At 68.7% G+C, this 18,798-nt stretch carries 23 protein-coding genes and 4 pseudogenes; 11 read left to right on the top strand and 16 right to left on the bottom strand.

Annotation, left to right across the window (positions count from 1 at the left end; all coding sequences use genetic code 11):
- Positions 1–196 precede the first annotated feature (196 nt).
- The 3 genes from AB0L33_RS24650 (at position 197) to AB0L33_RS24640 (ending at position 2,252) form a co-directional block, all read left to right on the top strand.
- Positions 197–832, top strand: coding sequence for a TetR/AcrR family transcriptional regulator (locus tag AB0L33_RS24650; RefSeq protein ID WP_365684807.1), 636 nt, complete (start codon positions 197–199; stop codon positions 830–832).
- A gap of 130 nt (positions 833–962) precedes the next feature.
- Positions 963–1,349 (top strand): YrdB family protein, encoded by a 387-nt coding sequence (locus AB0L33_RS24645; protein ID WP_365684805.1) that lies wholly within the window; start codon positions 963–965, stop codon positions 1,347–1,349.
- A gap of 300 nt (positions 1,350–1,649) precedes the next feature.
- Complete coding sequence (locus AB0L33_RS24640; protein WP_365684804.1) at positions 1,650–2,252, top strand: GNAT family N-acetyltransferase; 603 nt, start codon at positions 1,650–1,652, stop codon at positions 2,250–2,252.
- A 141-nt stretch (positions 2,253–2,393) separates the two neighbouring features.
- Here AB0L33_RS24640 and AB0L33_RS24635 read toward each other — a convergent pair whose 3' ends face one another.
- Positions 2,394–3,092, bottom strand: a complete 699-nt coding sequence (locus AB0L33_RS24635) for a TetR/AcrR family transcriptional regulator (RefSeq protein WP_365684802.1) — start codon at positions 3,090–3,092, stop codon at positions 2,394–2,396.
- Between the two features lie 128 nt (positions 3,093–3,220).
- Here AB0L33_RS24635 and AB0L33_RS24630 point away from each other — a divergent pair, with 128 nt between their 5' ends.
- Both AB0L33_RS24630 and AB0L33_RS24625 read left to right on the top strand, forming a co-directional pair.
- Positions 3,221–3,724, top strand: coding sequence for an SRPBCC family protein (locus AB0L33_RS24630; RefSeq protein ID WP_365684800.1), 504 nt, complete (start codon positions 3,221–3,223; stop codon positions 3,722–3,724).
- Positions 3,725–3,745: 21 nt separating this feature from the next.
- A complete protein-coding gene (locus tag AB0L33_RS24625; RefSeq protein ID WP_365684798.1) occupies positions 3,746–4,051 on the top strand; it encodes a hypothetical protein in 306 nt (101 codons plus the stop codon).
- A 687-nt stretch (positions 4,052–4,738) separates the two neighbouring features.
- Here the strand turns inward: AB0L33_RS24625 and AB0L33_RS24620 are convergent.
- The 8 genes and pseudogenes from AB0L33_RS24620 to AB0L33_RS24585 all read right to left on the bottom strand — a co-directional run bounded on the left by AB0L33_RS24620 (position 4,739) and on the right by AB0L33_RS24585 (position 8,894).
- Positions 4,739–5,167 carry an ester cyclase gene (locus AB0L33_RS24620; protein ID WP_365684796.1) on the bottom strand — a complete coding sequence of 143 codons (429 nt, stop codon included), beginning with the start codon at positions 5,165–5,167 and terminating at the stop codon, positions 4,739–4,741.
- Positions 5,168–5,188: 21 nt separating this feature from the next.
- Positions 5,189–5,989 (bottom strand): annotated as a pseudogene (locus AB0L33_RS24615) (transposase); the annotation flags it as partial.
- Positions 5,990–6,065: 76 nt separating this feature from the next.
- Positions 6,066–6,530, bottom strand: coding sequence for an SRPBCC family protein (locus AB0L33_RS24610; RefSeq protein WP_365684794.1), 465 nt, complete (start codon positions 6,528–6,530; stop codon positions 6,066–6,068).
- A gap of 110 nt (positions 6,531–6,640) precedes the next feature.
- Positions 6,641–7,351 carry a type 1 glutamine amidotransferase domain-containing protein gene (locus AB0L33_RS24605; RefSeq protein WP_365685029.1) on the bottom strand — a complete coding sequence of 237 codons (711 nt, stop codon included), beginning with the start codon at positions 7,349–7,351 and terminating at the stop codon, positions 6,641–6,643.
- Between the two features lie 65 nt (positions 7,352–7,416).
- Positions 7,417–7,589 (bottom strand): annotated as a pseudogene (gene gabD2, locus AB0L33_RS24600) (succinic semialdehyde dehydrogenase); the annotation flags it as partial.
- Positions 7,585–7,949 (bottom strand): annotated as a pseudogene (locus AB0L33_RS24595) (acetoacetate decarboxylase); the annotation flags it as partial. The pseudogenes AB0L33_RS24595 and gabD2, both read right to left, overlap by 5 nt.
- Before the next feature lie 124 nt (positions 7,950–8,073).
- Positions 8,074–8,649 carry a TetR/AcrR family transcriptional regulator gene (locus AB0L33_RS24590; RefSeq protein ID WP_365684792.1) on the bottom strand — a complete coding sequence of 192 codons (576 nt, stop codon included), beginning with the start codon at positions 8,647–8,649 and terminating at the stop codon, positions 8,074–8,076.
- Between the two features lie 119 nt (positions 8,650–8,768).
- On the bottom strand, positions 8,769–8,894 hold the full coding sequence (locus AB0L33_RS24585; RefSeq protein WP_365684790.1) for a hypothetical protein: 126 nt from the start codon (positions 8,892–8,894) through the stop codon (positions 8,769–8,771).
- A gap of 63 nt (positions 8,895–8,957) precedes the next feature.
- Here AB0L33_RS24585 and AB0L33_RS24580 point away from each other — a divergent pair, with 63 nt between their 5' ends.
- A complete protein-coding gene (locus AB0L33_RS24580; protein ID WP_365684788.1) occupies positions 8,958–9,878 on the top strand; it encodes an NAD-dependent epimerase/dehydratase family protein in 921 nt (306 codons plus the stop codon).
- Here AB0L33_RS24580 and AB0L33_RS24575 read toward each other — a convergent pair.
- The 4 genes from AB0L33_RS24575 to AB0L33_RS24560 all read right to left on the bottom strand — a co-directional run bounded on the left by AB0L33_RS24575 (position 9,835) and on the right by AB0L33_RS24560 (position 12,220).
- A complete protein-coding gene (locus AB0L33_RS24575; RefSeq protein ID WP_365684786.1) occupies positions 9,835–10,182 on the bottom strand; it encodes a helix-turn-helix transcriptional regulator in 348 nt (115 codons plus the stop codon). The genes AB0L33_RS24580 and AB0L33_RS24575 overlap by 44 nt on opposite strands.
- A gap of 178 nt (positions 10,183–10,360) precedes the next feature.
- Positions 10,361–10,573, bottom strand: a complete 213-nt coding sequence (locus AB0L33_RS24570) for a hypothetical protein (protein WP_365684785.1) — start codon at positions 10,571–10,573, stop codon at positions 10,361–10,363.
- A gap of 126 nt (positions 10,574–10,699) precedes the next feature.
- A complete protein-coding gene (locus AB0L33_RS24565; RefSeq protein WP_365684783.1) occupies positions 10,700–11,674 on the bottom strand; it encodes an alpha/beta hydrolase in 975 nt (324 codons plus the stop codon).
- Positions 11,675–11,716: 42 nt separating this feature from the next.
- Complete coding sequence (locus tag AB0L33_RS24560; RefSeq protein WP_365685027.1) at positions 11,717–12,220, bottom strand: leucine zipper domain-containing protein; 504 nt, start codon at positions 12,218–12,220, stop codon at positions 11,717–11,719.
- 609 nt (positions 12,221–12,829) lie between these two features.
- On the opposite strand from AB0L33_RS24560, the pseudogene AB0L33_RS24555 reads away from it, so the two are divergent.
- A pseudogene (locus tag AB0L33_RS24555) lies at positions 12,830–12,937 on the top strand (TetR family transcriptional regulator); the annotation flags it as partial.
- 27 nt (positions 12,938–12,964) lie between these two features.
- Here AB0L33_RS24555 and AB0L33_RS24550 read toward each other — a convergent pair.
- Positions 12,965–14,257, bottom strand: a complete 1,293-nt coding sequence (locus AB0L33_RS24550) for a lipase (protein WP_365684781.1) — start codon at positions 14,255–14,257, stop codon at positions 12,965–12,967.
- A 139-nt stretch (positions 14,258–14,396) separates the two neighbouring features.
- On the opposite strand from AB0L33_RS24550, the gene AB0L33_RS24545 reads away from it, so the two are divergent.
- The 4 genes from AB0L33_RS24545 (at position 14,397) to AB0L33_RS24530 (ending at position 16,270) form a co-directional block, all read left to right on the top strand.
- Positions 14,397–14,717, top strand: coding sequence for a hypothetical protein (locus AB0L33_RS24545; protein ID WP_365684779.1), 321 nt, complete (start codon positions 14,397–14,399; stop codon positions 14,715–14,717).
- Positions 14,718–14,850: 133 nt separating this feature from the next.
- Complete coding sequence (locus AB0L33_RS24540; protein ID WP_365684777.1) at positions 14,851–15,357, top strand: NUDIX domain-containing protein; 507 nt, start codon at positions 14,851–14,853, stop codon at positions 15,355–15,357.
- A 147-nt stretch (positions 15,358–15,504) separates the two neighbouring features.
- The gene (locus tag AB0L33_RS24535; protein ID WP_365684775.1) at positions 15,505–15,945 is read left to right on the top strand and encodes a lasso peptide biosynthesis B2 protein; all 441 of its coding nucleotides are present in this window, start codon (positions 15,505–15,507) and stop codon (positions 15,943–15,945) included.
- 151 nt (positions 15,946–16,096) lie between these two features.
- A complete protein-coding gene (locus tag AB0L33_RS24530; protein ID WP_365684773.1) occupies positions 16,097–16,270 on the top strand; it encodes a DUF1272 domain-containing protein in 174 nt (57 codons plus the stop codon).
- A 107-nt stretch (positions 16,271–16,377) separates the two neighbouring features.
- Here AB0L33_RS24530 and AB0L33_RS24525 read toward each other — a convergent pair whose 3' ends face one another.
- Entirely contained in the window at positions 16,378–17,889 is a 1,512-nt protein-coding gene (locus AB0L33_RS24525) for a M4 family metallopeptidase (RefSeq protein WP_365685025.1), read from the bottom strand.
- Between the two features lie 218 nt (positions 17,890–18,107).
- A complete protein-coding gene (locus tag AB0L33_RS24520; protein ID WP_365684771.1) occupies positions 18,108–18,656 on the bottom strand; it encodes a hypothetical protein in 549 nt (182 codons plus the stop codon).
- Positions 18,657–18,798: the final 142 nt, after the last annotated feature.

The raw sequence follows: 18,798 nt of genomic DNA, 5'->3' as shown, positions 1-18,798 counted from the left end.
CCTCGGCGGCCGCGCCGAGGCCAAGCGGTGCATAGGCAGGTCGACTGACACGCTCGATGGCCGCGGTCGACAGAAAGTTCCGATACGGGTGTTGCGTAAATGCGGTTCGCTCTCTACGGTCACTAACGACACTGCCGTATCGAAATTGCGGATGCCTGCCGGATCGGCATCAGGGCGAAGAGACGGAGAGACGCCCATGACAGAGCCAGGGCGCAGAGGACGTCCCCGCGACGAGGGCGCCGACGGGCGGATCCTCGAGGCGGCCCACGAACTGCTCGTCGAACGCGGCTACGACCGGTTCGCCATCGAAGACGTGGCAGCCCGCGCCGCAGTGGCCAAGACCACGATCTACCGGCGGTGGCCCACCAAGGACCATCTGCTCGTCGCTCTCGTGGCCAAGATCCAGGACGAGGTGGCGGTGGCCGACACCGGCGACATCCGGCGTGACCTGAGCGTCTACCTCACCGCCATCGCAACCGGACTCGACCGGATGCGCCTGGTCGGCAGGGACGCCACAGGGGAGGGGGACCGATCGGCCGGAGTCGTCGCCGAACTGGTCGCGGCCGCTGCTCGGCATCCCGATGTGGGCGACGTCGTACGGAATCTCTTCTCCCGGCGCAACGCCCTGCCACTGGCCCTGCTCGAACGGGCGCGTGAGCGTGGCGCTCTGGCTCCGGAAACGTCGTCCGAAGTGCTCTTCGACCAACTTGCCGGAGCTCTCTACTACCGGCTCCTGATCACCGGTGTGCCGATCGGCGCCGACTATGTCGAGCGGCTGGTCGACCACGCACTCGCCGGCTCCGGCGTCACCCGTCACCCAGAGAGGAACTGAGCATGTCCCGCCCCGCTGTTGCGTCTCCGGTGCACGCCAAGTTATTCGGGACGCCCGCGCGATCTTCGTCCGGGGAGACCGAGCGGTGGCCCAAGAGGCAGGCCCAGGCGCCGAGAACAGGGGCAGCCTGGTGAACCATCCGCTGGCACTCGCCGACAACGGCGCCCTGCTCGCCGTCCGCTTCCTGCTCGAAATTACCTCGGTGGTCTGCGTGGGCATCTGGGCCTGGCGCAGGACCCCCACCCCGTGGCGCTGGCTTCTGGTCATCGCACTGCCCGTTCTGGTGGGCTGGGCGTGGGGCACGTTCACGGTGCCGAACGACCCCTCCCGAGGTGAGAACGGCGACGTCCGCACGCCGGGGCCGCTGCGCCTACTCCTCGAACTCGCGGTGTTCTTCGGTGCGGTGGCCGCCCTCCATCTTGCGGGCCTGCGCCGCGCGGCCCGCTGGCTCCTTGTGATCATGATCGCCTATCAGATCCTCACCTACGATCGCATCGGCTGGTTGCTCGGCCGCTGAACGCCCGGGCGCCGTTCGTGCAACTGACTTCCCGTACACAGCGGAGTGCCCCGTGCCTCACCGCACGGGGCCTTTGCTTCGCTCGTACCTCAGGGGGAAAATCGTGCGCAGACAGCTTTGGCACGCCTCAACGTCGGTCTCGTCCAGGCCGGTTGCCTGGTCCTCTGTTGTACTCAGCTCCAGGTGCTCTGACCAGTACGGGGTGTCGACGGCGATACGGTGACGCGGCAGCAGGGTGCCGGGGAAGGTCAGGGCGTAAAGCGATGGACAGGCCTGGGGTGGTACGCGAGCATCTGCGCGATGAATGACGAACCTCTCTCCACCTCCAAACGCGTCCGTTTCGTCGAGCTCAGCGCGAAGGCTTTGCGGGCGCTCGCCGATGGTGACCTCGTCGGCGGCAGCGCCGAGGCCGGCGTCGACCTCGACGAGCACTTCGTCAGCGACCGGGCCCGTTGGATCTTCGGCTATCGCGCTGACCAGCTCGCCAAGGACCCGTCTGCCGCTCCCTGGATCACCAGGGCCGCGGTGTCCGAGCCGGACGGGGCCGTCGTCGGAGACGCCGGGTTCCACGGACCACCGGACGAGACAGGCATGGTCGAGGTCGGCTACACCGTCGTGCCTGCATATCGCCGCCAGGGCTACGCCCGCGCCATGCTGAGGGCGCTGCTCATCAGGGCCGCCACCGAACCCGGTGTGACGACCGTCCGGGCCAGGATCGGCTCCGACAACATCGCCTCCCTGGGCACCATCGCCGGCTTCGGCTTCACACGCGTCGGCGAGCAGGGCAACGAACAGGACGGGCGCACGCTCGTCTTCGAAATCCCGGCGACCGCGACTCAGACCGAGGGGTCGCATGCGTCGGACACGGTGGAGACCCCGCCGGACCGTGACCCGAGGAACTGATCCTCGTACCGGCTGCCGGTGAAGCTCCCCCCGGCTCATGCGACTGATCCTGTCTCGTCCCGTGCGAAAGGGCCCGCCCCGGGCCGCGCGGAGCGCGGTTCGTGGCCCCATCATGCGGCAGGGCGACCATGAGGGCAGTGGTCAGCTGGTATGGAAGCCCACGAGGTCGGCAAGCAGAGTCGTGCCGTGGTCAAAGACGACGCTGTTGTTGTCGAAGGCGCCGCGGAGGTGGCCGAAGAGTTCCATGCTGACCGCTCCGAACAGCTGGGTGTAGGCGCTGACAGCGCGCATGAGCAGTGAGGGCGGGACATCGAGGAGGCCCGTCGCCTCGGCGAGGGTTGCGGCGTTCGCGGCTACCTCGTCCGACCAGGGTTCGTCGGCAGGTTGGGTGAGATGTCCGGTGCGCCAGGCGTCGCACGCGATGCCCAGGAGCAGCAGCGGGATCCTGGTGGCCGGTGTGATGGTGTCCTGCGGCGCTTGGTAGCCGGGCACGGTCGTGCCGTACAGCAGTGCGTACTGGTGGGGATGAGCGAAGGCCCAGTCCCGCACGCCGTGGCACACCGCCAGCCAGCGCTCCCGATGTCCTTCCTTGGTGGCCGCCGCGGCATCCAGATGGTCGGCGAGTTCGCCGTAGGAGTCGATGATCATGGCGGTGAGCAGGTGCTCCCGGCCGGGAAAGTAGCGGTAGAGCGCCGAGGGCACCATGCCGAGTTCGCGAGCGATGGCCCTGAGCGTCAGACCGGCGGAACCGTGCGCCGACAGCTGACGGAACGCCTCGGCCTTGATGTCGTCGATCAGTGCTGCGCGGGCCCGCTGGCGGGCGTTGGGGGTCGCTGCCATGCCCCCAGCATGCCACAAACGAGAACGTCGATCCGTAACGAGAACAGTGTTCTTGACGGTTGGCCATCTCCGTGACTACTGTTCTCTAACGAGAGCACCAGTCACGGTGCGCAAAGGGGAGGGTCACCATGTTTCAGGAGATGCGCTACCGCGGACCGTCGCTCGACGAGCTCCACGAGAACTACGCCAAGCAGCACCGGATCGACGAGGCCGCACCCATCCGGTCCGCGCACGAGGTGGTGATCGACGCTCCGGTCGAGCGCGTGTGGTCCGTGCTCGCCGACCCCGCCGACTGGCCGTCCTTCGACCCGGCCATCCACCACGTACACGTCGAGGGGAACGGGTCGGCCGCGGTGGACACACGGTTCACCTGGGTCAACGGCCGGGCCAAGATCGCCTCAAGGTTCGCCGTCGTCGAACCGCTGCGCGAGATCACGTGGACCGGCACCGCGATGGGCTCACGCGCCGCCCACCGCCACCTCCTCACACCCCGCGAGGACGGCACCACGCTCCTGCGCACCGAGGAATCCATGGCCGGCACTCTGCTCGGCCTCGTCTACGACAAGGCCAAACTCCATGCCGAGCTGACGCGCTGGCTCGACTCCATCAAAGCCGCCGCCGAACAGGTGTGATCCACCGGGCATTCGATTCTGGTGCTGCTTCCCGAGGCCCAGAATCAGCGCTCCCTCCGCGAAGGCGTGCGCGCCGGCGCCACTATGCATACCCGCGGCACGTGCGCGCTGGGACAGTGCAAGGTCGCCTTCGAGGCGCAGGACCGCACCGTCGTGGCGGCCTTGCCTCCAGGCAGTAGTGGCAGCAAGTACCCTGTGGGCGCGCACCTCACCGTCGTGTACCGGGCGGATGATCCGCAGACAGTCGCGGCCGCGGCCGACGTGGAGGGCGGCGGGGCGACGTTGCTGGCCGCCTCGACCGGCGGGGCGCAACTCCTAACAGGGTGACTTTCTGAGGTCAACTGCCCGGCGTGCTGCACGTTCACCGAGAACCGGTAGTTGTGGGAGGACGCGGCGACGGTGCGGTCGGGTACGGGTTCCGGCACTGCAGACTTCGGGTCCAGCCCGGTCTCCCTCGCGACCTCCGACACGTCACGACCGTTTCGTGGCGTCGGTTGAGCATCATGCGTGTCGTTAGGAAGGCTGCCATCCGGCATGTGCGAGGTCGGCGAGAGCACGACGCGGTGCACTTGCATCCGCAGATTGCCGAAGCAGACTCGGGGGCCGTTGGGCGTGTCGATTTCGGGCCCTTTGCTTGGCGGTCCTCGTCGACAGGGGCGAACGGTGCAGGGCAGCTGATTCTGAGCGTGGACGTTTCCATGCCCCATCGCGGTCGGCTCAGCCGGAAGGCATGTCGGGCCAGCAGGTAGTACTGGTCATTCCCCCGACAACCCGCTCAGAAGGTTGCCGCGATCGCGTGATCGCCGCCTCCACCGGTCGCACCGGCGCCACGGATGACAGTGCCTAGCTGAGAAACCGACCACTACAAACGACGCGGCTATACACCATCAGCAGAAACGGCCCACGCACCAGAAGGAAAGGCCGGTGCAGTACTGGTCCCAGCACGCTGCAGTCGCCCACTTGATGCGTAAGCACTCAGTCGCGATCACAGGTCGGTGGCAAACTCGAAGAAGCTCACTGCTCGGCAGCGGCTTGCTTCAACTGGGCGGTGATTCCCTGCCGGTCGATCTGGATCCAGTACTCGACGATCAGGCCGTCCTCAATGCGATAGACCGCACTGGTCATCGCTGTGAGCTGCGCACCGGTCGGCGGGTAGTGGTCGACCGGTCCGACATGTCGTCCGACTTGCGTCCAACGGGCATAGACGCGATCACCTTCGGCGATGAGCTCGTCCACGGTGAGCGTGAAGGCGCCGTATGCGTCGAGCATCTCCTGGACGTGCTCGGCATACTGCTGCGGGGTTCGCTCCACGACCACTGGCGCCTCCGAGACGACCTGGTGCGCTCGGACCCGGCCGGCCATGAAGCGACTGGCTCGGTCAGGGTGCAGCCCTGATCGCACCTGCAGTAGAAATTCGCGGACTGTGTCCTTGGCATTGGTCATCAGCAAAGTCTGGCATGCCATTCATGTCGCATGAGCCTCGGGGCCTTCGCCGAGGTGGCTGCCTTCCAGGACGTGTCCTGCAAATACTTTGGGGACGTGCTGGTTGACCTGCTTGTTTGCCTGTCGGCCGGCGAGGGTGAGGCTGTGCGGGCGGACGATGCCGAGCACGGCGTAGTGGACGCCGTCGCCTCTGAGGCGGCAGTCGCGGAAGGATCTTCCAGCTCTTCGTGCGGGCGAAGATTTGCTCGATGCGGACGCGAACCTGGCGCTGGGAGGCTTGTCCTCCTTCCACGAAGACAGTTCCTCGTCCTCGTGCCGGCAGTAGTGCGGGATGGTCAGGCCGGTGCCCCGGTAGCCGCCGTCGGCGACCACCGGGGGAGTGGTGCCGACGGCAGTTTTCGAGCCGGTTTCCGCCCAGGCAGGGCAGTCGTTGTGGTTGCCCGGCAGCGGCTTCCCGACGGCGACGAGCAAGCGGGGGCCGGCGTCGGTGACGGCCTGGGGGTTGGTGGCGTAGCGGTAGTTCTTGCCGGAAGCAGCCAGGGCCCGGTCCTGGGTGGCGATCAACGTGCCGTCCACGATGGGCACGGTGCCTTTACGGCACCGTCGCCGCGGCTGAAGGGCGAAAGCCGGCCCAAGATGGTCGACGATTCGGTCGGCCGCCGACTTTGACGCCGTACAGCGGGGCGAGCCGGCGCAGGATGAGGTTGGTGCGCCAGTACGCGGCCACCAAGCAGCACCCGGTCCTCCAGGGGACGCAACCACGGCGGACGACCCTTGCGGACCGGCTTCCTCACGTCGAAACGCGGTGACCAGCCTGTTAAATCCAGGCCGTGCCCGAGGGCAGGGCCCCGGTGGGTGTCTGGCTCGTCTCGGTGCGAAGGGGCAGCACCTACCGCCGTCAGGATTCGGCGGTAGGCGCAGGGGAAGCCAACTCGGTGGCCAGGCGTCGCATGACCGTGCGGTTGGCGTGCCGCATTGTGGCCCGTACGACGGGGGCCAGCAGCCGGTCGGCGAGCGGGGCGCGCACCCACGTGTACGTGAACGACACGCGGGCCCCGCCGGTGGGCAGCGGTTCGATGGTGTAGGTGCCGCGAGCCTGCCGCCGGCCGGCCGCGCTGACGTTGCGCTCTACGATGCGCCGAGGGGCCTCGGTCTCGACGACATCAATGGTGGCCTCGGTCTTCGCGCCGCCCAGCGCGGCGGTGACCGTGGCGCGTGATCCGAGGCCCCTGGCGGGGCCGGTGTAGCGCCAGTTGGTCAGGTAGTGGTCGGTGATCCGCTCGTGGTTCGCCATGACGTCGAGGAAGTCGTAGACCTGCTCGGGAGTCTGAGGTACGTGGATCGACACGATGACAGACTGCATGTACCACACGGTACATGCGCCAGTTGCCGACCTGCTTCTCTTCCGCATTTCCTCGGGCCCCAGTTCGCGTCTCGTTCAGCCCTGCTGTCACCGAGGGACTGAGTCTCGACTCAGCCTCGCTCCTTCGGGGCGTTGCCCTCGATGGCCTCGACCACCTTCTTCGCTGTGGCCTTGGCCGAGCCCGGGTTCTGGCCGGTGACGAGGTTGCCGTCGGTCACGACGTAGGAGACGAAGGGCAGTGTCGCCTTCTCGTAGAGCGCGCCGCGCTGCTTGGCCTCCGCCTCGGCGTTGTAGGGGACCAGTTTGTCGACGCGGGCGAGGACCTCCTCGGTCCAGGCGAAGCCCGTCATCTTGCGGCCGGCGATGAGGTGGGAGCCGTCGGAGAGCCGGGTGTTGAGCAGTCCGCAGTAGCCGTGGCAGACCGAGGAGACGACGCCGCCACGCTCGTAGATCTCGCGGGTGATGCGCTGCAGGCCCTCGCTGTCGGGGAAGTCGTACATCACAGCGTGACCCCCGGTGAAGTAGATCGCGTCGTACTCTGCCGGGTCGATCTCGTCCGGGCTCGCCGTGTGCTCGAGCAGCGCCATCTTCCGAGGGGCGGCGCGCCAGGTCCTGGCGGTCTTGTCGTAGTTCGGGAACTTCAGCGCGCGCGGCTCGAGAGGCACCGCGCCGCCGGCCGGGCTGACGAGTGTCTGCTCATAGCCGTGCTCCTCGAAGACGCGCCAGGCGTGCGTGAGCTCGGAGAGCCACAGGCCGGTGGTGTGGGACGGGTCGTCGTAGTGGCCGACGTTGGTGACTACGTTGAGGACGCGCTTGGTCATGGCTGATCTTCTTTCATGCGGGCCGGGATGGCGGGGCGGCGGGCCGCGTCGTGACGGGTGATCGATCAGGGGACGCCCAGGGCCCGCAGAATCTTGAACCCGCGGGTCGGGCTCCGCGCCCACTGCTCGTGTTCGATCCCCCGGGCGGGGCGAAGCCCTGGAGGCGCTGGTGGGCGACGGTCTGGGCTTCGGTGTACTTGAGCGGCCCTTCGGCGCCGTGACGGCGGCCGAGAGTCGAGTGCGGCGACCCACTGGGGCAACCCATTGCGTCGTGGCCACGCACCTGCGCGATCTCGGTGGTGACCGGGAGCGAGAGGACGTAGCAGCAGCGAGTCGTTCTTGAGCCCGGTGACGAGGTCGAGCAGGCCCAGGCTGCCGTGCCGCGCAGGCTTCACGGCGATGATGACCGCGGCCTCCGTGTAGAAGTCGATGTCGCACACGTCGCAACGAAACGCCATCACGGAAGCGATCTCGAGCTCCGGGGCAGGCGGGACCGGATCGTCTTGGTCGGCGCGAGCATCGTGAGCCGGGCCGTGGAGGTGCGGTAGTAGAGGTTCGGCGTCGGAGTCGGCCCGATGGGGGAGGCATCGCGGCTCTTCCTGACCGTCGATGGCATGGGCTCTCCCCTCCGATGTGAGCGCTGATTACATCGAGAGTGGCACGTGATGTGAGCACCGTCAACGGCGACTGTCGCAGGGTCTGCGGGAGGCGAGTCTCGCGCGTCAGGCGCCGACCGAGGTGATGGCGAGGAAGGCGCTGCGTACCCGGTCTGCGACTTGCTCTTCCGATGTGGCCTGCAGTTTGCCGTCGAGGTGCAGGCAGGCCAGTCCGTGGGCGAGCCCCCAGCCGGCCGACGCCAGGGCCGAGGCGTCGGCGTCGGGGAACACGCGGTCGAGCGCGTCGGTCAGCAGCGTGTGCAGGGCGTCGACGGCCTTGACTCGCTCGTCGTTGGCGTCGTCGCAGGGCTTGCCGAACATCACGCCGAACAGGGCGGGTCGTCGCAGCGCGAAGGCGACGTAGGTGACGGCGAACTCGGCCAGGTCCGAGGAGGATGCGGGCAGGCTCTGCCCGCCGCCCAGGTCGGTCAGCAGGGCGCGGAAGCCCTCGGCGGCCAGTGCGGACTCCAGGGCGTCGCGGTCTTTGAAGTGACGGTACGGCGCGGTCGGTGACACGCCGGCCTGACGTGCGACGGCCCGCAGCGAGAAGGGCTCACCGTTCTCCAGCATCTCCATCGCGGTCGACAGTAGGGCGGCCCGCAGGTCGCCGTGGTGGTAGCCGCTTTTCTCCGATGTTGACACCGCTTACTTCACCCTCCTATGCTGTGTTAGCACCGTAAACATACTGTACATCCGAAGAGGCCCGACGTTCGTCGGCCCCGGGGTGCGCACCCTGCTGCGGGAGTGAGCCCGCATGTCGCTCACCAGCGACCGCCGTACGCCGCCGACCGGCCGATCAGCACACCGACCCTCGTCATCAGCCAGGGCAACGACGCGCTGTCGACGCTCGAGCCCCGGTGGTCGACCGCATCGTCACGTGGTGGCATGGCACTCCTCGCAGTTGAGCTGTTGCCTTCACCCGCACCATCCATCGCAAGGAGACCAGACTCATGCAGACCGTTCTCGGCGCCGGCGGACCGATCGCCGACGAGCTCGTGAACGAGCTCCACCGCAACCACACCAAGGACATCCGCCTCGTCAGCCGCAAGCCGTCGAGAGTGAACGACACCGACGAGCTCGTGGCCGCAGACCTCATCGACGCCGAGGCCACCAGCCGCGCCGTCGCGGGCAGTGACATCGCCTACCTCACCGTCGGTCTGCCCCTGGATTCGGAGCTGTGGGAGCGACAGTTCCCTGTCATGATGCGCAACGTCATCGACGCCTGCGCCGAACACGGCACGAAGCTCGTCTTCTTCGACAACACCTACATGTATCCCGGGACGCCGGCGCCCCAGACCGAGTCGACGGCATTCGCACCGGGCGGACGCAAGGGGCGGGTCCGCGGACAGATCGCCACCATGCTGCTGGAGGCCATGCGGGCCGAACGGGTCGAGGCCCTGATCGGCCGCGCGCCCGAGTTCTACGGTCCGGGACGGACGACGAGCTACACGAACTCGCTGGTGTTCGACCGGATCAAGGCGGGCAAGAGGCCGTTCGTACCGGTCGAGGCCCACGCCGAACGTTCCCTGATCTGGACCCCCGATGCGAGCCGCGCTCTCGCGCTGCTCGGCAACACCCCGAACGCCTACGGCCAGACGTGGCACCTGCCCGTGGACCCGGACCGCAAGACATACGCCCAGCTCATCAAGATCGCCGGCGACGTGACCGGCCGAAAAATCAGCTACACGCTGCTGCCGATGCTCGCCTTCCGTTTCGGGCGCCGCTTCGTCAAACCGCTCGACGAAATGTACGAGCTGATCGACCGATACCGTGACGACAACATCTTCGACAGCTCGAAATTCGCCGCCCACTTTCCCGAATTCCAGGTCACGAGCTATCAGGAGGGAGTGGAGCGGATTCTCGCAGTCTGACCCGCCGACAGCACCTCCGCCGGTCGGCTGACTCGTGCCGTGATGCCGAACGGGCGCCGGTACTCCGACGGAGTGACGCCGTGGCGCGCTGGAAGAGCCGACGGAAGTTCGGCACGTCCAGGTAGCCGACGTCGCGGGCGATCTGGGCAACCTGCTCACCGGTCGGCTCCAGCAACTCACGTGCCTTCGCGATGCGCGCCGCCCGGACGTACTCCGTAGCCGTCAGGCCCGTCGCCTCCTTGAACCGGCGCTGGAAGGTGTGCGGGTGGCCGCAGTGCCGGGTGCCCGACGGAGCGGGGCTCACGCGTTGCAGGCCCGCAGGCGGCCCCGCGCCTCGCGAATTGTCACTGTCGCCGTGCTTCAGCTGGGGCGCGAACTCCTGGTAGACGGACTGCCGTTGGCGCCCGGGCCGGCGAGCACGAAGCGTGCCATGTGCAGACACTGGGACCGAGCATCCGGCCGCAAGGGCGAGACATCGTCGATCACCATCCGCGAGGCGTCCACCCCGAGGCGCACACCATGACCGGCCCGTCGTCCGCGGCGGACATCGCCCAGGTGCTGACCCGGGTCACACTCGCAGGGTCGGCCGACTCCACGGCGCGCTGGCCGGCAACACGGAAGATGCGCCGCAGTCCACGGATCGCCGACACCTGGCAGTCGTCGTACTCCAGCAGGCCGACCTCACCTGCAGACACCCGCTCCTCTCGAGCCGACGTGTGTACCTGTTGCGGTCGGGCTCATCGCGTCTCCTCGAACCCCGTGGCCGGCGCAGCGATGGGCGGCAGACCTGTCGAGTCCGCCGCCCATGTTCCTGGCTGCGCTCACTCCGGGTGGAGAGCCTTTCGCAGCGCATCCACGGACAGCTTCCGTGCGATGTTGGTGGCCATGGTGTCGCGGAGACTGTCCAACAGCATGAAGTCGTGGACGGTCCCGCTGATGCGGACGGCGGTCACCTCGACGCCGGCCTCGCGGAGCTTGTTGGCGTACAGCTCGCCTCCGTCCCGCAGGACGTCGGCCTCGGCCGTGATGACGAGGGCGGGCGGCAGCCCCTCGAGGTCCTTGAGGGTTGCCCGCAGTGGTGAGGCGTACTTCTCCTCGCGCTTGGCCTCGTCGGTCGTGTACGCGTCCCAGAACCACTTCATCCCGTCGCGGGTGAGGTAGTAGTGCTCCGCGAACTGGTGGTAGGACTGCGTGTCGAAGTCCGGCCCGGTCACGGGGTAGAGCAGGATCTGTGCCTTCAGCGCGAGCCCGCCGCGGTCCTTGTTCATCTGCGCGAAGACCGTGGACATGCACCCGCCGACCGACTCGCCGGCGACGGCGACGCGGGAGGTGTCGAGGCCGTGGTCGGCGCCGTTCTTCTGCAGCCACCGGCCGACGGCGTAGTTCTGTTCGACCTGGGTGGGGTATCCCTTCTCGGGCGCCCAGTCGTAGACCGGGAAGACGCCGGCGGCACCGGCCCCGACGGTGAGCTCCCGGAAGAGGCGGTCGTGGGTCTTGTCGTCACCGAAGACCCAGCCCGCGCCATGGATGTAGAAGACCACGGGCAGTACGCCCGTGGCGCCCTTGGGCTTGATGATCCGGGTGCGGACGGTGCCCCACTCTCCGGCGTCGACGTCAACCCACTCCTCGTCGACGTCCGGACGCTCGACGCCCTCGCCGCTCTGCAGGTCACTGAGGATCTTGCGCCCTTCTTCGGGCGGAACCTCGTAGATCCGCGGGTGCGGGTCGGTGGCTTCGGCGAGTTCCCTGGCCGCGGGCTCCAGATACGGCGTGGTGGGGGCAGGAAGGTCAGACATCCCTCGTCCTTTCCTTGAATGCTGTCGCTGGCCTCATCGACGCTACGGACGGTTCGCATCCAGGCGAGCGCCGAACGGCTCCCTTCGAGGTGATCGCAGCAGTCGTTCTGAGGTATGGCATGTCGTGCGGCCATCGGGCGAGCAGAGAACGGGGCCCCGGAGTACGGCCCGACCGGGGCACTCACTTCTGCAAGCACCAGTCGCAGCGCAAAGGCGCCCCCGTCCCTGGGTGCTGCTCGAAATCGGACACGGCGTACACCCGGGTGAAGGCTTCTCTTCGCTACAGGGTCCGACGCATCGGCGTTGATCGCATCCGGTGTTGCGGGTGAGCGGTGTACACCGAGGAAAAGCCACCGAATCCAGGGTGCCGTCCGGCGAGCTCTTATCCGGTGCCGTCACTCGAATGGGCGTCGAGACTGACCGGTCGCGCAGACCGGCTTCGCCGTACCTACGCCATCGATTGACCGCTTTGAATGCACACGGCCGCGACGCACCCGTCGCGGCCGCTTCATGCGTGAGGGGGCGAGTAGCGCAACGCTTCACCAGCCTGCGTCTGTCTTCGCGGCTCGCGGGGCGTTCCCGTGCCCGGTCCGGCTCACTGGGGGCCGTCCTGGCGCGGGAGCGGCGTCGGGACGGCTGCACCGCGATATCCTCGACCGTCTGCCCGAAGCGGCATAGGGCTCCGCTCGGCCCCCGGCGGGCGTCCGTCTCCTGGGCCTTTGGGCCCACGTGTCGGCCGACGCGCCCGATGCCCAGGCATCCGCCGCCGACTTCGGCACCGAACTGCCGGGGCCCAAGGGCGGGCTCCACCGACAAGCTGAACGCTCTGAAGAACCTCTTGCGGAGCGGTCAGTGGCCCACCACGCTGTGCTTCTGGCTGACCTCGTTCGCCGGCCTGCTCCTCGTCTACGGCATCGGCCAGTGGTTGCCCAAGAGCATGGTCGACCTCGGCCACGACGCCGGTGACTCACTGCTCTTCTGGCCAGACCATGGTCTACGCGGCCGTCGGCACCCACCACAACGACGAAGACCGCCCCACCGCCATCGGCTTCACCATGTACGCCTGCGCCGCACAGTTCGGCGGTCATGATGTCCCTGGCCGCCCTCGCCATCAAGGCGCGCAACCAAGCGGGCCTCACCGTCCAGTAGACAGTGCGGGCAGACCCGGCCACCGCACGAGCCCTGGGCGCCCTGATGGACGGCGTCTGCATCCGGGTGCTGCTCACGGGCGGTGCCTACGCCGGACCGTACGCGCGCGTGATGCGGGCCGGGTCGCCGGACGAGGGGGCGTCAGTGCCAGGAGAGCCCGGCGAACCAGCGGACGATGCGCGGGGTGGCCGCGACGTTCGACCCCAGGTGGCGCGAGCCGTGGTAGTCGGCCGCGCCGAGGTCGACGACCGGGGCGTGGACTCCGTTCGCGGCCAGCTGGACGTGGCAGCGTCCGGTGTTCTCGGTCGTCGCCTGCTCGTCGCCGGTCGCCATGTAGAGGCGGACCGGCGCGCGCGGGGCCCAGTCGGCGCAGACCGCGTCGGTGGTCCGCAGCGCCTCGTCCAGGGCGCCCGTCGGGTGCGCGAGCAGGGCGCGGCCGTGTGGGGTCAACAGCTCGTCGAGCGTCCCCGGAGTTCCCGCCATCAGCTGCTGCCCGGTGTGCGCGCCGTCGAAGAGGGCCTCGACCGTGCCGGCGTACGGCGCCCGGAACACCTCGCCGGGGTCCGCGTAGACAGCATGCAGGCGGTTGAAGGCGACCAGGGTGTACGCGGCGTAGACCACGCTCGACTTGGCGTCCAGTTCGCCCGCGAGTAGCGCGCGCAGCTCCGCGCCGCCGAAGTCGTACGCCCCGCTGACCGGCGCCAGCGCGCCGAGGCGGAACCAGCGGTCCTCGCCCGACTGGAGAGCCCGGCCGAGCCCGAGGGCCGCCGACGCGCCCTGTGAGAAGCCGGTGACCAGGACCTCGCGGGCCAGGAGGTGCCCGGTGCGGGGCGCGAAGGCGCGGGCGGCCCGAAGCATGTCGAGGGAGGCCGTGGTCTCGGAGCCGATGTCCATCCACGGGTGCAGCCCGGGACCGGTGCCCATGCCGAGGTAGTCGGGTGCGACGGCGAACGCCCCGGCCGAGGCGTGCGCGATCACCGGCGCGGAGACGAAGGCGGCACGCTGGGCGGACGGCGCGTCGTCCTTGTGGCTGCCGGTGCCGTGGGCGAAGGAGACGGCGTGCAGCCGGGGCGCGGTGCGCAGGGGCACGGCGACGAGCCCGCTCGCCGTGGTGGGCCGGCCGTGGGCGTCGACGGTCCGGTAGACGAGCCGGTAGGCGGCGACGCCGTACCGGACGGTGTCCGCGTCGAACCCGGCCCCGGTCAGCTCGGCGGTCACGGCCCGCGGGGTGTCCAGGGTGTACAGCCGCTCGGCGGAGAGCAGGGCGCCCCGGCCGGCAGCCCCTGCGGGTGCGGCGTCGTGCGCGGGGGCCGGGGCGGCCAGGGCGGCCGGGCCGCTCAGCACCAGACCGCAGCAGGCGGCTGCAGCCACGGTCCGCAGGAGCACGCGGAAGCGGCGGGCGCGGAAGGTGGACGAGGGGGCGGGTGCGGACATGAGCCTCTCCAACTCATGGGATTCGCTGACTACTTGACTCTTTCGCGAAACGGTTGCGACGCGCATCGGAGGCGCCCCCCCGCCTCGTCGGGGGGTTGCCCCCCGTACAGGTCCGCGGACTGTCGGGCCTCAGGCCCGGGTGAGCATCATCGTGGAGCTCTTCCTCACGCCGGACGACACGTCAGTGAGCCTGAGCAGGGGGTCTGCGCGCGGCCGCGAGTTCACCCACGGTGGGTTCAGCCGCTGTGAACGCGCCCAGCTCGCGCGCCTCGACGTGCAGGAGGCGATACGCGACGCCCGCACCCGAGCCGACACGGCCGTCGTCGTGCAGGTCCACAAGCAGGCAGTGACGCCCGCCGAGTACCTGGAGGGCCGCACGACCGACCCGGCGACGTGGCTGCGCACACCGAGGAACCTCGAGCGGCCGCCTCAGGGCAGGGGAACGGAGCGCAACCAGTGAGGGACGGCAATCGATGGGAGTCGCAGGATGAGATCAGCCGGGGGTGCAGGGGATAGTGGACTGCCGGCGATGGCGTTCGTCGCTTCCGCTGATCAACGAGGCCGTGAATGGCTTGGCGATAAGGTCGACACCCATGGTGCTGAAGAGACGATGGACGTCCCGAGTCCTGCTGGTCGATGAGCGTGAGCGTCTACTTCTCCTGTGCGGGAGAGATCCCCGCAGGCCAGGAGCTCGATGGTGGTTCACCGTCGGAGGCGGTATAGAGGAGGGCGAGGGTCCCCTCGAAGCCGCGGTGCGTGAAGTGCAGGAGGAAACTGCGCTGTCTCTCGCCGTGGAGCGGTTGGGTCCGCTTGTCTGGACGCGGCGCGCGGTCTTCACCGTGGATGGTCAGGGGTTCGACCAGCACGAGGAGTACCGTCTCGCCCGCATCACCGCCGACGAAGCGCGCGGGATCGACATTGACACGGGTGAAGCCCGACACGGTTATCACTGGTGGACGATGGAAGAACTGGCCATCACCCAAGAAGCAGTCCGCCCGAAGAGCATGGCCGGCCTGCTGCCTGAAGTACTGAAGGGCGGGGGTGATCACCGCATCCCTCAGCACCTGGGAGACGTCAACGAGGACACAGACCCGGATTGAGGTCCCATAGCGTGATACGAGCGCTTGCTGCTCGTGTCAGGAGCGAGTGCCGGCTCGTCGCGAGCCGCCCGGTCGCCCACGCACGCGCCACCGTCGACGTCAGGCCCTGGTCGCCCACCTCGTGAAGGAGAAGCTGGTGACCGACTCATGAGCCAGATCCTGGACACCGGCCACTCCCGCCACTTCCGCCCGGGGTTCTTCGCACGGCTCACCATCCATACCGCTGTCGCTGCCGCCCGTCTCCTCACCCGCATGCCACCGCGCCGGCTTCGCGCCGTGCTGGGCGTGGCCCGGCGGGGCGCCCGGCCGCCCGCTACGACGAAGCCCTGCGCGCGGCACGACGTCACAGCCGTCAGCACCCTGTGTGCCGGCCGTTACTGCCTCCCCCGCTCCCTGGCCCCCCTGCCGTGCCGCATGCGCGGCCACTGGCCCACGTGGTGCAGCGGCGTACGCACCTCGCCCTTCGGCGCACGCGCCTGGGTGGAGGCCGAAGGCAGACCCGTCGGGGAGCCCCAGGACATCACCACTTACCGGCCGATGGTCACTCTTCCTGACATAACGTCAGCTGCTGGCTCGGGACGGGACTGATGCTGCTGGCCCAGGCGCTCCGGCAGTGGTTGGACCCTGTGCGAGACTGTCCGCGTCGACACTCAGGTCAACGTTTCTGTTCCGAGGACAGGTTCGCGACTTCGTCCGGTGCCGGCACCCGGGCAAGGTACGTGAACGTCTCAGGAGAGTCATGGCACTGGAGATGCGAGACAGCTGCGAACGCTGCGAGACGGCGCTGCCGCAGGACGGTGCGGCCCGAATATGTTCGTACGAGTGCACGTTCTGCGTGTCCTGCAGCGACGCGATGCGCCACACGTGTCCCAACTGCGGCGGTGAACTCGTCGCCCGCCCTCGCCGGGCGTAGGCGGTCCAGGGCGTGCGGCCGTACCTGTCAACGCTCGCCGGGTGCCGCGATCACGCTCCCGGCGGGCGCGTGGCCCGCCGGGAGCTGATGACCGTGGTGCGGCCCCGCTAGTTGACGTTGATCGCGGACCAGGCGGCGGCGACGGCCGCGCGCTCGGTGCTGCCGGACCCGTAGAGGTCGGTGGCCGCCTGGAGGGTCGCGGTGCGGGCTGCCGCGTAGTCGGTGGACGAGGTCATGTACGTGGTGAGCGCCTTGTACCAGATCTGGACGGCCTTGTCCCGGCCGATTCCTGCGACGGTGGAGCCGTTGGAGGTGGGGGAGTTGTAGGTGACGCCGCCGATGGTCTTGGTGCCGCTGCCCTCGGACAGCAGGTAGAAGAAGTGGTTGGCGGGCCCGGACGAGTAGTGGACATCGAGGCGGCCCACGGACTTCGACCAGTAGTCGGCCGACCTGCCGTCCTTGCTCGGCTTGTCCATGTAGCGCAGAGGGGTGCCGTTGCCGTTGATGTCGATCTTCTCGCCGATGAGGTAGTCCCCGGGGTCGCTGCTGTTCGCGGCGTAGAACTCGACTGCGGTGCCGAACATGTCGCTGGTCGCTTCGTTCAGGCCGCCGGATTCGCGGCTGTACTTCAGGCCGGCGGTGGAGGCGGTCAGTCCGTGGCTCATCTCGTGACCGGCGACGTCCAGCGCGGTGAGAGGCTTGGTGTTGCCCGTGCCGTCGCCGTAGGTCATGCAGAAGCAGCTGTCCGACCAGAACGCGTTGACATAGGCGTTGCCGTAGTGGACCCGGGAGTAGGCGGCCTTGCCGTCACCGGCGATGCCGTTGCGCCCGAGCTCGTTCTTGTAGAAGTCCCAGGTCATGGCTGCGCCGTAATGGGCGTCCACCGCCGCCGTCTGACGGTTTGTCGGAAGACCGTTGCCCCAGAGGTCGTCGGCGTCGGTGAAGAGCGTGCCCGTGCCGGTGGAGCCGCCGTTCAGGTCGTACGTGCTGTGGCCGCCGCGGGTGGCGTCGGTCAGGGAATAGGCGGCCCCGGAGCCGGTCGTGCCGAGGGTGACGGTTCCGCTGTACTGGCTGGTGCCCGACCCCGTGTCGATGGCCTCGTAGGAGTAGAGCTCCTTGCCGTTGCCGGCATCGGTGATGACGTGACGTTCGCTCGGGGTTCCGTCGGCCTGGGTACCGGTGACGACCGTCTCGTACGCGAGCGTGGGCTTGCCGGCGGCGGCCCAGATGACCTTGCGGGCCTTGCTTCCCGTGCTCGGTGCGGCCGTCGCGGGCGTAGTGGTCGGGACGGATATCTTCGCTTTGGTGGCCCTGGAGACGCCCTTGAGCGTGCCGTTCTTCGCCGTGTGGGTGATCAGGTCGCCGCCGAGGACGGGCAGCCCGTCGTAGGTGCGTTCGTAGCGGGTGTGGACCGACCCGTCGGCGTCCTTGATCACGTCGCGGGCGACGAGCTTCTCCTTGCCGCCCAGTGAGATCTTCGCGGCGACGGAAGCGGCTTCGGCCTGGGCCTCCTTGATCGCCGCCGCGCGCTGGGAGGCGCTGAGCGGCAGAGCGGTGGCGCCCGCCGCCCGGTCCGGTGCCGCGCCTGCCGAGTTCGACTGGACTCCGACGACGACCATGGCGGCGGACGCGGCGATGGCAGCGGTACGCAGAGCGATTCTCACGCGATCTCCTTCACTTGGCGCACACGAGGTGAGCGAGGTCCCGCAGAGAATGACACCGGCCAGGACGTACTTGACAGTGACAGGTCAAACTTTTGACCGGATCTTGTCCTGAGAGAGCGGCTTGCTGTCCGCTATGCGGTCATCCGGCTCTGTGTGCGGCGATGGGCCGCGCCTCAGCGACCCGCGTCCTCGGCGTCCTTGTGCCCGGGCGCCGGGGGCGCGGGCGGTGGTTCGACGGTGAACTCGCGGGTCACCGCATTCACCCGGGCCGGCAGCACGGTCCCCTGCGTGACACCACCGAAGGCGTCCTTGAGCACCTTGGCGGCGTACTCGAACGGTTCCAGGCCGGGGCTGTTGAGACGGAGCGTGAGCCGAACCCGGTTCCGGTAGTCGTTGGTCGGCGAGGTGGACGCGACCGCCAGCACCAGCGCGGTCGCCTCAACGCCCTGGGCGGCGAGCCGCAGAGTGGCGCGCCGTTCGTCGCGGGCGCCGATGATGGTGCCCAGGCCGATCCACGCGACAAACGCCGCGGCCAGGGCGACGCCCATGCCCGCCCACCCCCACCCGGCGCCGGTTTCGCCGCTCTCGGCCACGGTGCGGACGACGGCGTAGACGCAGAACCCGCCCGCACCCAGCAACAGGAGCGCGCCCACGGTGCATTCGAGAGCAGTGATCCCTGGGCCCTTGGGCTCGATCAGGGCGGGTTCCCGGACGGTCGCCATGGACGCAGCGTAGTGGCGTGAAGTGTTGTGCGTAAGGGCCGTTCGTACGGCCGCGGTTCGGCGTCGCCTCCGGGCCGCCGGGGTCGTGCCGCAGGCGGCCGGCCTCCCGTTGCCCGACGGGCCCCACACGGCGCCAACGGCC

The sequence above is a fragment of the Streptomyces sp. NPDC052299 genome, from assembly GCF_040679335.1.
Taxonomy (GTDB): Bacteria; Actinomycetota; Actinomycetes; order Streptomycetales; family Streptomycetaceae; genus Streptomyces.
The sequence above is the reverse complement of the archived record's forward strand: the minus strand, read 5'-3'. Positions and strand labels throughout refer to the sequence as shown.

Bases quoted from the DNA above. Each gene is read 5' to 3' on its own strand.
- AB0L33_RS24650 (WP_365684807.1), top strand. From the start codon at position 197: ATGACAGAGCCAGGGCGCAGAGGACGTCCCCGCGACGAGGGCGCCGAC.
- AB0L33_RS24610 (WP_365684794.1), bottom strand. From the start codon at position 6,530: ATGCAGTCTGTCATCGTGTCGATCCACGTACCTCAGACTCCCGAGCAG.
- AB0L33_RS24635 (WP_365684802.1), bottom strand. From the start codon at position 3,092: ATGGCAGCGACCCCCAACGCCCGCCAGCGGGCCCGCGCAGCACTGATC.
- AB0L33_RS24520 (WP_365684771.1), bottom strand. From the start codon at position 18,656: ATGGCGACCGTCCGGGAACCCGCCCTGATCGAGCCCAAGGGCCCAGGG.
- AB0L33_RS24550 (WP_365684781.1), bottom strand. From the start codon at position 14,257: ATGTCCGCACCCGCCCCCTCGTCCACCTTCCGCGCCCGCCGCTTCCGC.
- AB0L33_RS24640 (WP_365684804.1), top strand. From the start codon at position 1,650: ATGAATGACGAACCTCTCTCCACCTCCAAACGCGTCCGTTTCGTCGAG.
- AB0L33_RS24580 (WP_365684788.1), top strand. From the start codon at position 8,958: ATGCAGACCGTTCTCGGCGCCGGCGGACCGATCGCCGACGAGCTCGTG.
- AB0L33_RS24530 (WP_365684773.1), top strand. From the start codon at position 16,097: ATGGCACTGGAGATGCGAGACAGCTGCGAACGCTGCGAGACGGCGCTG.
- AB0L33_RS24585 (WP_365684790.1), bottom strand. From the start codon at position 8,894: ATGCCACCACGTGACGATGCGGTCGACCACCGGGGCTCGAGCGTCGAC.
- AB0L33_RS24525 (WP_365685025.1), bottom strand. From the start codon at position 17,889: ATGGTCGTCGTCGGAGTCCAGTCGAACTCGGCAGGCGCGGCACCGGAC.
- AB0L33_RS24605 (WP_365685029.1), bottom strand. From the start codon at position 7,351: ATGACCAAGCGCGTCCTCAACGTAGTCACCAACGTCGGCCACTACGAC.
- AB0L33_RS24535 (WP_365684775.1), top strand. From the start codon at position 15,505: ATGAGCCAGATCCTGGACACCGGCCACTCCCGCCACTTCCGCCCGGGG.
- AB0L33_RS24620 (WP_365684796.1), bottom strand. From the start codon at position 5,167: ATGACCAATGCCAAGGACACAGTCCGCGAATTTCTACTGCAGGTGCGA.
- AB0L33_RS24540 (WP_365684777.1), top strand. From the start codon at position 14,851: ATGGTGCTGAAGAGACGATGGACGTCCCGAGTCCTGCTGGTCGATGAG.
- AB0L33_RS24565 (WP_365684783.1), bottom strand. From the start codon at position 11,674: ATGTCTGACCTTCCTGCCCCCACCACGCCGTATCTGGAGCCCGCGGCC.
- AB0L33_RS24630 (WP_365684800.1), top strand. From the start codon at position 3,221: ATGTTTCAGGAGATGCGCTACCGCGGACCGTCGCTCGACGAGCTCCAC.